Raw genomic sequence first — 12433 nt, 5'->3', positions numbered from 1 at the left:
CGCGCTCGGCCGGCGCGCTTGACGCCGGCCCGCGTGCTCCGCTTTTCCCGCATCCATCAGCGCTCATCTTCGATCAGGCTCGATCCGCCCGTGAACCCGCTACTCGACTCCCTTCAGCCCTATCCATTCGAAAAACTGCGCGCGCTGTTCGCGGACGTCACGCCGAACGCCAGCCTCGCGCATATCAGCTTTGGCATCGGCGAACCGAAACACCCCACGCCCGCGCTGATCCGCGACGCCGTGGTGGCCTCGCTCGGCGGCTTGTCCGCGTATCCGGCCACGATCGGAACGCCGGCCTTGCGCGAGGCGATCGCGAAGTGGGTCACGCAGCGCTACCACCTGCCGCCGGTCGATCCGGCCACCCAGGTGCTGCCGGTATCAGGTTCGCGCGAGGCGTTGTTCGCGCTCGCCCAAACCGTGCTCGATCCGAAAAAGAATGCCGACGGCGAGCCTGCGATCGTACTCTGTCCGAACCCGTTCTACCAAATCTACGAAGGCGCGGCGATTCTCGCGGGCGCGCAACCGTACTTCGTCAATAGCGATCCAGCGCGCAACTTCGCCTGCGACTATTCGGCGGTGCCGGCCGGGATCTGGGCGCGCACGCAACTGCTCTATGTCTGCTCGCCCGGCAATCCGACCGGCGCCGTGCTCACGCTCGACGACTGGCGCGAGCTGTTCGCGCTGTCGGACCGCTACGGCTTCGTGATCGCCTCGGACGAGTGCTACTCCGAAATCTATTTCGACGAAGCCAACCCGCCGCTCGGCGGCCTCGAAGCGGCGCACCGGCTCGGCCGCGGTTTCGAGCGGCTCGTCATGCTGTCGAGCCTGTCCAAGCGCTCGAACGTGCCGGGCATGCGCTCGGGCTTCGTCGCGGGCGACGCGGCGATTCTCAAGGACTTCCTGCTGTACCGGACATACCACGGCGCGGCCCTGTCGACGGTGTTCCAGAGCGCCAGCATCGCGGCCTGGAACGACGAAGCGCACGTGCGCGAGAACCGCGCGAAGTATGTACAGAAGTTTTCCACCGTGACGCCGATGCTCGCCGAGGTGCTCGACGTGCGCCTGCCGGACGCCGCGTTCTACCTGTGGGCGGACGTCTCGCGCACGGGCCTCACGGACACCGAGTTCGCCCAGCGCCTCTACGCCGACTATAATGTGACGGTTCTGCCGGGCTCGTTTCTCGCGCGCACTGCGCACGGCGTGAACCCCGGCCGCAATTTCGTGCGCATGGCGCTCGTCGCCGACGTCGACGAATGCACGCAGGGCGCGCAGCGGATCGTCGACTTTTGCCGCGCGCTGGCGGGTTGAGTTGCGTCAACGGCAACCTCCGCGCACCGCATTCCCTTCTTCAGACCTCAACTCTTCGATAAAGCACGCATATGTCGCAACACCTTCAGCAGATCATTGACACCGCCTGGGAAAATCGCGCCGAACTGTCGCCGAAGGCCGCGCCGGCCGACGTGCGCGAAGCCGTCGCCCACGCCATCGAGCAACTGGACAAGGGCCTGCTGCGCGTCGCCGAGAAGAAAGACGGCGACTGGGTCGTCAATCAATGGCTGAAGAAAGCCGTGCTGCTGTCGTTCCGCCTGGAAGACAACGCACCGATGCCGGCCGGCGGTTACTCCCAGTTCTACGACAAAGTGCCGTCGAAGTTCGCCAACTACACCGCTGAAGACTTCGCCGCCGGCGGCTTCCGCGTGGTGCCGCCCGCCATCGCGCGGCGCGGCTCGTTCATCGCGAAGAACGTCGTGCTGATGCCGTCGTACACCAACATCGGCGCATACGTGGACGAAGGCACGATGGTCGACACGTGGGCCACCGTCGGTTCGTGCGCGCAGATCGGCAAGAACGTGCACCTGTCGGGCGGCGTGGGCATCGGCGGCGTGCTGGAGCCGCTGCAGGCGAACCCGGTGATCATCGAGGACAACTGCTTTATCGGCGCGCGTTCGGAAGTGGTGGAAGGCGTGATCGTCGAAGAAAACTCGGTGATCTCGATGGGCGTGTACCTCGGCCAGAGCACCAAGATTTACGACCGCGAAACCGGCGAAGTCACGTATGGCCGCATTCCGGCGGGCTCGGTGGTGGTGGCGGGCAACCTGCCGTCGAAAGACGGCTCGCATAGCCTCTACTGCGCCGTGATCGTCAAGAAGGTCGACGCCAAGACGCGCGCGAAGGTCGGCCTGAACGAGCTGCTGCGAGGCGACTGATGGCGCGCGGCACCAAGACCGTCGTCTACGGCATCCCGAACTGCGACACCGTGAAGAAAGCCCGCGTGTGGCTGGAAGAGCACGGCGTCGAGTTCGAGTTCCACGACTTCAAGAAGCACGGCGTGACCGAGCCGCTCGTGCAGGACTGGCTGAAAGACGTGAAGCTCGACGCGCTGCTGAACCGTCGCGGCACCACCTGGCGCGCGCTGTCCGACGACATGAAGGCGGCCGCGGACACGCAGTCGGGCGCGATCGCGTTGATGATCCACAAGCCGTCGGTGATCAAGCGGCCGGTGCTGGTGGTCAACGGGCGGGTCAAGTCGCTCGGTTTTTCCGCGGACGACTACGCGGCGCTGTTCGCATGATCCTGTGCGCGTGCTTCAATGCGCATGATCGGTAGCCTGAGCGAACGCAACACGCAGTAAAACGCGGCCTCGGCCGCGTGGCTCAAAAGCTGTTGCCGGCTGCGGTGCCCCACCGCCAGCCGGCATTTTTTCATTTCAAAGTGGCTTGTATCGAATCCATGTCCGGCACCCTCGCCCTTACCGAACAACTGATCGCGCGCGCGTCCGTCACGCCCGACGACCAGCATTGCCAGCGCCTCCTGATCGAACGCCTGGCCGCGCTCGGCTTCGAGCACGAGACGATCGAATCGAACGGCGTGACCAACCTGTGGGCCGTCAAACGCGGCGCCGACGGCACCGCGGGCAAGCTGCTCGCGTTCGCCGGCCATACCGACGTGGTGCCGACCGGCCCGCTCGAACAATGGCACTCGGCGCCGTTCGAGCCGACCCATCGCGACGGCAAACTGTACGGCCGCGGCGCGGCGGACATGAAAGCGTCGATCGCGGGCTTCGTGGTGGCGAGCGAGGAGTTCGTCGCGGCGCACCCGGCGCACCGCGGCTCCATTGCTTTCCTGATCACGAGCGACGAAGAAGGCCCCGCCACCGACGGCACCGTGAAGGTCGTCGAGGCCTTGCAGGCGCGCGGCGAGCGCATCGACTACTGCATCGTCGGCGAACCGACTTCGAGCGCGCGGTTCGGCGACATGGTGAAGAACGGCCGGCGCGGTTCGATGTCGGGCAAGCTGATCGTCAAGGGCGTGCAAGGCCATATCGCCTATCCGCATCTGGCGAAGAATCCGGTGCATCTGCTCGCGCCCGCTCTGGCCGAACTGGTGGCCGAGCGCTGGGACGACGGCAACGAATATTTCCCGCCCACCACGTGGCAGGTGTCGAACATTCACAGCGGCACCGGCGCGACCAACGTGATTGCCGGCCATGCGGACGTGATGTTCAACTTCCGCTTCTCGACGGCAAGCACGGTGGAAGGTCTGCAGGCCCGCGTGCGCGCGATTCTCGATAAACACGAGCTCGACTACGATCTGCAATGGACCGTGAGCGGCCTGCCGTTCCTCACGCCGCGCGGCGAACTGTCGAACGCGCTCGCCACGGCGATCAAGGACGAAACCGGCGTCACCACCGAGCTGTCGACCACCGGCGGCACTTCGGACGGCCGCTTCATCGCGCGCATCTGCAAGCAGGTGATCGAATTCGGCCCGCTGAACGCCAGCATCCACAAGATCGACGAACATATCGAAGTCGCACACATCGAGCCGCTGAAGAACGTGTACCGCCGCGTGCTCGAACAACTGATTGCGTGACCCAAGGACTATTGCGATGACGCTCCCGTTTTCCACCGTTCGCGACCTGCTGCGTTTTGCGGTCTCGCGCTTCAACCAGGCTGATCTATCGTTCGGCCACGGCTCGGCCAATGCTTACGACGAAGCCGCCTATCTGGTGCTGCATACGCTGCATCTGCCGCTCGATCTGCTGGAGCCGTTTCTCGACGCGCGTTTGAGCGCCGCCGAAATCGACGCCGTGCTGAACGTGATCGAGCGCCGCGCCGCCGAACGCGTGCCGGCCGCCTACATCACGCATGAAGCGTGGATGCACGGCTTTCGCTTTTACGTAGACGAGCGCGTGATCGTGCCGCGCTCGTTCATCGGCGAACTGTTGCAGGACGGGTTGCAGCCCTACGTGGAAGATCCCGAACAGGTGAGCGCCGTGCTGGAGTTGTGCACCGGCTCCGGCTGCCTCGCGATTCTCGCGGCCCATGCGTTTCCGAACGCGGACATCGACGCCGTGGATCTGTCGGCGCCCGCGCTGGAAGTCGCCGTGCGCAACGTCACGGACTACAAGCTCGACGATCGCATCGCCCTGTTCGAGGGCGATCTGTATGCGCCGCTCGCCGAGCGCCGTTACGACGTGATCATCAGCAACCCGCCGTACGTGAACGCGGCGTCGATGCAGGAACTGCCCGCCGAATACAGGCACGAGCCGGCCATGGCGCTCGCGGGCGGCGCCGACGGTATGGACATCGTGCGCAGGATCATCTCCGAAGCACGCAACTGGCTGACCGACGACGGTGTGCTGGTCATCGAAATCGGCAATGAGCGCGAGCACGTGGAGGCGGCATTCGGCGGGCTCGATCTGGTCTGGCTGTCGACCAGTGCCGGCGACGACAACGTGTTCCTGATTCAGGCTGCCGATTTGCCGGTCTGAAGTTCCGCCGCATTCGCGCACGAAACCAGCAAGCTCGCCCGGCGCGCCCCGAAAGCACGCGCGTTCGGTAAGATAAGCGCGGTCAGCTTCCCGGCGCTCATCGATTCAGCACGGGCAGCCCCTCGCCAACCCTTCGTCCGCCTATGCAATTCGACCTGCTTCACATCGGCACGCTGGTCGGCCTCTGCCATATTCTCGGCGTGGTCGCCGCGTGCCATGCGATTCTCAACACCCGCACCTCGCAAGGCGCGATTGCGTGGGCCGTGTCGCTGGTCGCGATGCCTTATCTGACGCTGGTGCCGTATCTGTTCCTCGGCCGCAGCAAGTTTGCCGGCTACGCGGACGCGCGCCGCGTCGAAAACGAACTGCTGCGCGCGCGCGCACATCCGCCGCAGTGGGAAGCACGTGCCTCGTCGGCGAGCGTGCCCACGCTGGAGCTCGGCGGCAGGCTCGTGCATTCGCTCACGCGCCTCGGCGGCATGCCGTTTCTGCCCGGCAATACGGTGCGCACGCTGGTCAACGGCGCGGCGACTTTCGAAGCCATCTTCGAGGCGATCGAGAATGCGCGCCGCTACATCATCGTGCAGTTCTTCATCGTGCGCGACGACGCGCTCGGCGAGATGCTCAAAGACGCGCTGATCGCCAAAGCGCAACAAGGCGTGCGCGTCTATTTCCTGTACGACAGCATCGGCAGCTTCGATCTGCCCCGCCGCTATGTGGCGGCGCTGCGCGCGGGCGGCGTGGAGACGCATCCGTTCGCCACCCATCGCCGCTTCGTCAACCGGCTGCAAGTGAACTTCCGCAATCACCGCAAGATCGTTTCAGTGGACGGCGAACGCGCGTTTGTCGGCGGACACAACGTGGGCGTGGAATATCTCGGCGGCAAGCCGCCGCTTTCGCCATGGCGCGATACGCACATCGAGGTGCGCGGCCCGGCGGTCGCCAGCATCCAGTTCGTGTTCACCGAAGACTGGCACTGGGCCACACAGCAGTTGCCCGAGTTCGACATGCCGCCCGCTCCGGCCACCGACCCCGCCGCCAGCCAGGGCATGCACTGCCTCGTGGTGCCGAGCGGCCCGGCGGACAAGCAGGAGACCTGCTCGCTCTTTTTCGTCGAAGCGATCAATGCGGCGCGCGAGCGGATCTGGATCACCTCGCCCTATCTGATCCCCGATGAAGCGGTGTTCTCCGCGTTGCGGCTCGCGGTGCTGCGCGGCGTGGACGTGCGCATTCTGATTCCGAGCCGGCGCGACCACCTCGTCGTGTTCGCCGCCTCGAAACTGTATGCGTATGACTCGCTGCGCGCCGGCATCCGGATCTTCCGCTACCAGCCCGGATTCCTGCATCAGAAGGTCGTGCTGATCGACCGCGTGGCCGCGGCGGTCGGCAGCGCCAATCTCGACAACCGCTCGTTCCGGCTGAACTTCGAAATCATGGTGCTGACCGTGGATCGCGGCTTTGCCGAAGAGGTCGAAACGATGCTGCTGGCCGACTTCGCAAAGTCGAGTGAAATCGACCGCAACGAATACCGGCAGGCAAGCGCGTTCAAGCGCGTGCTGATGCATGTGGCGCGGCTCTTTTCGCCAATTCTGTAGGGGCCGCGTTGCGCCGGGCAAGTCCGGCCCGCCGCTGCTGCCTGAGGCCGGATTCGCAGCCGCGCGAAAACGGCGATTCAGGGCCGTCGAACCCGGGTGCCGTGCCTCAGGGTTAGCTAAGGGCGTAGCGGCCTTGAACTGCAGCCGCGACGCGTCGGAGCACCTGTCTTAGTGCTGTCTTAGTCATGCCGCGAGCGCAGTGGCCTCGGCCATGACGCGAAAGCGCCCGCCTTAGCCATTACGCGAGAGCATTTGCATCAGCCGTGGCGCGATAGCGGCAGCCTCGCCCATGCCGCGAGCGCACTGCGTTCTCCCATGACGCACAGCCAACCCATGATTCCCGCGGCCTCTCACAGCAGCTTTTCAATATCCTCGGTAATCGCTTCGGGCTTCGTCAGCGGCGCGTAGCGCTTCACCACGTTGCCGTCACGGTCGATCAGGAACTTGGTGAAATTCCACTTGATCGCCTCGAGACCGAGCAGGCCCGGCGCCTCGCCCGTCAGATAACGGAACAGCGGATGCGCGTTCGCACCGTTCACCTCGACCTTGTCGAACATCGGGAACGTCACGCCATAGTTCTTCTCGCAGAAGCTGCCGATCTGCGCGGCGTCGCCCGGCTCCTGCTTGCCGAACTGGTTGCACGGAAACCCGAGTACCGTGAGCCCACGCGCCGCGTAGGTGTCGTACAGCTTCTGCAAGCCGGCGTATTGCGGCGTGAAGCCGCATTCGCTCGCCGTGTTGACGATCAGCAAAACCTTGCCGCGATACTGCTCGAGGCTCACTTCCTCGCCGCCGAGCGTGCGTGCCGAGAACGAATAAATCGATGTCATGGGCTCCCCCCGTGAAAGCCGTCAGTCTATGCCAAAAGCTTCGCCGGTACAGTCGGCCGAATGGCCGACCCCGGTTGCGCGCCCGGTGTCAGCCCCGGCAGTCTAAAATAGCGGTTTTCTCCAGCCGGCCTCTTCGTGATCCGCTTTAACCAGTTCAGCCTCGCGCGCGGCACCAAGCCGCTCTTCGACCACACCACGTTCACCCTCAACCCCGGCGAAAAGGCCGGCCTGGTGGGGGCGAACGGCGCGGGCAAGTCGACGCTGTTCGCCGTGCTGCGCGGCGAGCTGCACGCGGACGGCGGCGATTTTTCGATCCCGCCCACCTGGCAGATCGCTCACGTCGCGCAGGAAACGCCCGCCGCGGACAAGACCGCCCTCGCCTACACGCTGGATGGCGACGCCGCGCTGCGCGCGATCGAAGCGCGCATTGCCGCCGCCTCCGCCGCCCATGACGGCGCGGCCGAAGGCGAAGCGCACGCCGCGTTCGCCGACGCCGACGGCTACACCGCGCCCGCGCGCGCCGAAGCGTTGCTGCTCGGCCTCGGCTTCACGCTCGACCAGACACGCGAGCCGGTCAGCAGCTTTTCGGGCGGCTGGCGCATGCGTCTGAATCTCGCGCAGGCGTTGATGTGCCGCTCCGACCTGCTGCTGCTCGACGAACCGACGAACCACCTGGACCTCGACGCGATCGTCTGGCTGGAAGACTGGCTGGCCCGTTATCCGGGCACGCTGATCGTGATCTCCCACGACCGCGAATTCCTCGACTCGGTCTGCAATGTCACGCTGCATCTGGAGCAGCAGCAGATCAAGCGCTACGGCGGCAACTACTCGCAATTCGAAGTGCTGCGCGCGCAACAGATCGCGCTGCAACAAAGCGCGTACGAGAAACAGCAGCGCACGGTCGAACATCTGCAGAGCTACATCAACCGCTTCAAGGCGCAGGCTACCAAGGCGCGCCAGGCGCAAAGCCGCGTCAAGGCGCTGGAAAAGATGGAGCTGATCGCGCCGGCGCATGCGGCCTCGCCGTTTACGTTCGAGTTCCGCACGCCGGATTCCGCGCCGAATCCGATGATGGTGATGGAAGACGTGCGTTGCGGCTATCGCAGCGAAGGCGAACCCAGTGTCGAAATTCCGATCGTGGACCACGTCATGCTGTCCATCCAGAACGGCCAGCGCATCGGCCTGCTCGGCGCGAACGGCCAGGGCAAGTCCACGCTGATCAAGACGCTCGCCGGCACGCTCGAGCCGCTCGGCGGCCACGTGCGGGAAGGCAAGGGGCTGCGCATCGGCTACTTCGCGCAGCATCAGCTCGAAACCTTGCGGCCGGACGACACGCCGTTGCAGCACCTCGCGCGTCTCGCGCCCGATACGCGCGAGCAGGAGTTACGCGACTTCCTCGGCAGCTTCAACTTTTCCGGCGAGATGGCGACCTCGAAGATCGCGCCCTTCTCCGGCGGCGAGAAAGCCCGTCTCGCGCTCGCGCTGATCATCTGGCAAAAGCCGAACCTGCTGCTGCTCGACGAACCGACCAACCACCTGGATCTCGAAACGCGTCACGCACTGACCATGGCGCTCGCGCAATTCGAAGGCACGCTGATCCTGGTCTCGCACGACCGGCATCTGCTGCGTGCCACCACCGATCAATTCATGCTGGTTGCGAAACATCGCCTGCAGGAGTTCGACGGCGACCTCGACGACTACCGCGACTGGCTGCTGCAACACGCGGCCGAACAGCGCGCGGCGCTCAAGGCGGGCGCCGGGTCTAACGGCGGCAATGGGGCAAGCGGAAGCGACGGCGGCGCGGATAGCGGCGTGAACCGCAAGGAACAGCGGCGCCTCGAAGCCGAAACGCGGCAGAAGCTCGCGCACCTGAAAAAACCGCTGCAAAGCCGGATCACGAAGATCGAAAAAGAAATGGACGCGCTCAATGCGGAGAAAGCGACGCTCGATGCATTCGTCGCCGATCCGGCGAGTTACGAGCCCGCACAGAAAAGCAAACTGACGGAGGCGATCCGCCGTCAGGCGGATGTGAACGCGCGCCTCGAAGCGCTCGAAGCCGAATGGCTCGAGACACACGAGGAACTCGAACAAATCGGCTAGCGGCACGCGGTTTCAGGTCCGCGCCGGCATCGACGAGAGGTTGGCTTTGTCTTCTGCGACATCATCAGGCTCAACGCCCGCGGCAGCGGCCGTGTCATCGGCCGGCGCCGCGCCGCCCGCGCTGCAGGGGCTGCGCGTACTCGACCTGACTCGCCTGCTGCCTGGCCCGGTTGCGGCCTTGCGGCTTGCCGAACTGGGCGCCGACGTGCTGAAGATCGAAGCACCCGGTGCCGGCGACCCGACCCGCACCATGATGCAGTCGTCGAGCGACCGCGTGGCCGGGCGGCCCGGCGCGTTTTACCGGCTGGTGAATCGCGGCAAGCGCGAAACGCGCCTCGACCTCAAATCCGAGGCGGGACGCAACGTGCTGTGCGCGCTCGCGGCCGAAGCGGACGTGCTGATCGAGAGTTTCCGGCCCGGCGTGATGGAGCGGCTCGGCCTCGGCTACAAAACGTTGCGCGCGGCCAATCCCCGGCTGGTCTATTGCGCGATCAGCGGATACGGCGCGAGCGGTCCGTTCGTCGACCATGCCGGTCACGATCTGAACTACATCGGCTACGCGGGCGTGCTCGATCAACTGGCGGGCCGTGACGGCGCGCCGATCCTGCCGAACTTCCAGATTGCCGACCTGCTCGGCGGCGCATTGAGCGCGGTCACGCAGATTCTCGCGGCGCTGTGGCATGTGTCGCGTGGCGGGACGGGCCGCTTCGTGGATGTCTCCATGACGCACGTCACCTACGCGCACAACATCGTGGCGCAGGTCGCGCTCGCCAATGAAGGTGAGGCGCCGGCCGCCGGCACCAGCCTGCTCAATGGCGGCGTGCCCTGCTATAACCTCTACCGCACGCTGGATAACCGCTGGCTCGCGGTCGGCGCGCTCGAATTGAAGTTTTGGGAAACGCTCTGCATGGCGCTCGACCGGCCCGAATGGGCCACGCGCCACTGGAGTCTCGGCCAGGCCATCGGCGGCCCGGACGCCGCCGCGCTCACGCAGGAACTCACCGAGGTCATCGGCAAGCGCGCGCTGGCAGAATGGGTTGCGATGCTGGAGGCGCTCGACTGCTGTGTCTCGCCGGTGCTGACGGCGGCCGAAGCCGCGCGGCATCCGCTGTTCAATCCGCCGTTTGACGATGCGGCGTACTTGAGCGGTGAAGAAGAGGAAGACCGGTCGATCCGGTAACGTGGCGGTGAACCCGCGCTGTGGTCCTGTCCGGATTGACCGGCAAAGCAAGGTCGATGCGCCAAGGTCGACGCGCCGCGCGTCCGTTTTCGGGTCTCTTTGTCCCGAACAACCTCAACGCCGCGTGGCAGTCTGTCGCGGCAAGGTCTGCCGCGGCGTCTTTTCGTCGTCGTACAGCATGTGCTTGCGGCCTTCCACATGACGGTCGATCGTCGCGCGGACTTCGGCGGCCGTGGCGTCTTCGGCCACCACCCGTCGCGAAATCTGACCCGCCGTGTCGATCCACTCGACGATCCGGCAGGCACCGCCCCACGGCTGGCGAATTGGCGCGGAAACGCGGCAGCCGCGCACCTGTATCGGCCGCTCGGCCACGGTTTCATATGACTGTTTCAAGGCGCGATCCTTTTTCGGGCATCAGAAGGGATGCAAACCCTTGCAGCTTAGGAAAAAGGAATGTCGGGTAGGTTACAGCCAATATGGAGATATTTACGGGCCATTACGGCGCGTCGGGCGCGCCAGCGCGCCCGACGCCCGTCTATTCGAGCGTGCGGACCCGGTCGATGGCCTGTTCGATCCTTTCGACCGCAACGACCTGTAAGCCTTCTATCGGCTGCTTCGGCGCGTTGGCCCTGGGAATCACCGCGACCGAAAAGCCCAGCTTGGCGGCTTCCTTCAGACGCTCCTGCCCGCGCGGCGACGGCCGGATCTCACCGGCGAGGCCCACTTCCCCGAACACGACCAGGCCCTTGGGCAGCGGCTTGTTGCGCATGGACGAGTGGATCGCGAGCAGCACGGCCAGGTCGGCGGCGGGCTCGGTGATCTTCACACCGCCCACCGCGTTCAGGAACACGTCCTGGTCGAAACACGCGATGCCGGCATGCCGGTGCAGCACCGCCAGCAACATCGCAAGCCGGTTCTGCTCCAGACCGACCGCAAGACGCCGCGGATTGGGCGCGTTGGCGGCGTCCACGAGCGCCTGCACTTCGACCAGCAGCGGTCGCGTGCCCTCCTGCGTCACCAGCACGCAGGAGCCCGGCACCGACTGTTCGTGCTGCGACAGAAACAGCGCCGACGGATTGGCCACGCCGCGCAAGCCGCGCTCGGTCATGGCGAACACGCCGAGCTCGTTCACCGCGCCGAAGCGGTTCTTGATCGCGCGCACGAGACGATACGAGGAATGCGTGTCGCCCTCGAAGTACAGCACCGTGTCGACGATGTGTTCGAGCACGCGCGGCCCAGCCAGCGCGCCTTCCTTGGTCACGTGGCCGACCATGATGATGGTGGTGCCCGACTGCTTCGCAATTCGCGTAAGCTGCGCCGCACACTCGCGCACCTGCGCGACCGAGCCCGGCGCGGAGGTCAGCGCGTCGGAATAGACCGTCTGGATCGAATCGATCACCGCGACGTCCGGTCGCTGCTCGGCGATCGTCGCCTGGATTTTTTCGAGCTGGATTTCCGCCAGCAGTTGCAGCTCGCTCGCCTTCGAGCCCGGCTCGAGCAACGAAAGTCGTTGCGCGCGCAACGCAATCTGCGCGGCCGATTCTTCGCCGCTGATATAAAGCGCGCGTTTGTCGGCGGCGATTTCCGCGAGCGACTGCAGCAACAGCGTCGATTTGCCGATACCCGGATCGCCGCCGATCAGCACCACGCCGCCCGGCACCAGACCGCCGCCGAGCACGCGGTCGAATTCGCTCACGCCGGTGGAAAAGCGCGGCACGTCGGACGCCTCGATATCGGCGAGACGGCGCACCGGCGCGCTCTTCGCGAGCGACTGGAAGCGGTGCGTGGACGGCGCCTCCGCCACCGACTCGACCAGCGTGTTCCACGCATTGCACGAGGGGCACTGACCGGCCCATTTCGGCGATTGCCCGCCGCATTCACTACAGATGTACACCGTCTTGGGTTTAGCCACGCGCTCGTTGCCTGTGTTGCTGTTCTTTGGATTGAAACGTTCAAT

Annotated in this window: 11 protein-coding genes; 8 read left to right on the top strand and 3 right to left on the bottom strand. The window is 65.4% G+C overall.

Features of this window, described 5'->3' with window-relative positions:
* The first annotated feature begins 90 nt into the window (after window positions 1-90).
* The 6 genes from dapC to cls all read left to right on the top strand — a co-directional run bounded on the left by dapC (window position 91) and on the right by cls (window position 6366).
* Entirely contained in the window at window positions 91-1308 is a 1218-nt protein-coding gene (gene dapC / locus CJU94_RS12820) for a succinyldiaminopimelate transaminase (protein WP_095420333.1), read from the top strand.
* Window positions 1309-1379: 71 nt separating this feature from the next.
* On the top strand, window positions 1380-2207 hold the full coding sequence (gene dapD / locus CJU94_RS12815) for a 2,3,4,5-tetrahydropyridine-2,6-dicarboxylate N-succinyltransferase (protein ID WP_095418991.1): 828 nt from the start codon (window positions 1380-1382) through the stop codon (window positions 2205-2207).
* Window positions 2207-2572: an ArsC family reductase gene (locus tag CJU94_RS12810; protein ID WP_095418990.1), complete on the top strand. Its 366-nt coding sequence runs from the start codon at window positions 2207-2209 to the stop codon at window positions 2570-2572. The genes dapD and CJU94_RS12810 overlap by 1 nt, the downstream gene beginning before the upstream one ends.
* Window positions 2573-2730: 158 nt before the next feature.
* Window positions 2731-3870 (top strand): succinyl-diaminopimelate desuccinylase, encoded by a 1140-nt coding sequence (gene dapE, locus CJU94_RS12805; protein WP_095418989.1) that lies wholly within the window; start codon window positions 2731-2733, stop codon window positions 3868-3870.
* A 16-nt stretch (window positions 3871-3886) separates the two neighbouring features.
* On the top strand, window positions 3887-4771 hold the full coding sequence (gene prmB, locus CJU94_RS12800) for a 50S ribosomal protein L3 N(5)-glutamine methyltransferase (RefSeq protein WP_095418988.1): 885 nt from the start codon (window positions 3887-3889) through the stop codon (window positions 4769-4771).
* 143 nt (window positions 4772-4914) lie between these two features.
* Window positions 4915-6366 (top strand): cardiolipin synthase, encoded by a 1452-nt coding sequence (gene cls, locus CJU94_RS12795; RefSeq protein ID WP_095418987.1) that lies wholly within the window; start codon window positions 4915-4917, stop codon window positions 6364-6366.
* Between the two features lie 350 nt (window positions 6367-6716).
* Here the strand turns inward: cls and CJU94_RS12790 are convergent, their stop codons facing one another.
* Entirely contained in the window at window positions 6717-7196 is a 480-nt protein-coding gene (locus tag CJU94_RS12790) for a glutathione peroxidase (protein ID WP_095418986.1), read from the bottom strand.
* A 135-nt stretch (window positions 7197-7331) separates the two neighbouring features.
* Here CJU94_RS12790 and CJU94_RS12785 point away from each other — a divergent pair, with 135 nt between their 5' ends.
* Together CJU94_RS12785 and CJU94_RS12780 are read left to right on the top strand one after the other, a co-directional pair.
* The gene (locus CJU94_RS12785) at window positions 7332-9296 is read left to right on the top strand and encodes an ATP-binding cassette domain-containing protein (protein WP_095418985.1); all 1965 of its coding nucleotides are present in this window, start codon (window positions 7332-7334) and stop codon (window positions 9294-9296) included.
* Between the two features lie 121 nt (window positions 9297-9417).
* The gene (locus CJU94_RS12780; RefSeq protein WP_095420332.1) at window positions 9418-10476 is read left to right on the top strand and encodes a CaiB/BaiF CoA transferase family protein; all 1059 of its coding nucleotides are present in this window, start codon (window positions 9418-9420) and stop codon (window positions 10474-10476) included.
* Window positions 10477-10590: 114 nt separating this feature from the next.
* On the opposite strand, the gene CJU94_RS12775 is transcribed toward CJU94_RS12780, so the two are convergent.
* Together CJU94_RS12775 and radA are read right to left on the bottom strand one after the other, a co-directional pair.
* Window positions 10591-10869 (bottom strand): DUF2866 domain-containing protein, encoded by a 279-nt coding sequence (locus CJU94_RS12775; RefSeq protein ID WP_095418984.1) that lies wholly within the window; start codon window positions 10867-10869, stop codon window positions 10591-10593.
* 142 nt (window positions 10870-11011) lie between these two features.
* Window positions 11012-12388: a DNA repair protein RadA gene (gene radA, locus CJU94_RS12770; protein ID WP_095418983.1), complete on the bottom strand. Its 1377-nt coding sequence runs from the start codon at window positions 12386-12388 to the stop codon at window positions 11012-11014.
* Between the last annotated feature and the right edge of the window lie 45 nt (window positions 12389-12433).

Origin of the sequence: Paraburkholderia aromaticivorans, from assembly GCF_002278075.1 — a bacterium.
Lineage (GTDB): Bacteria > Pseudomonadota > Gammaproteobacteria > Burkholderiales > Burkholderiaceae > Paraburkholderia > Paraburkholderia aromaticivorans.
Note: the sequence above shows the minus strand (reverse complement) of the source record. Positions and strands in the feature narration are given on the sequence as shown.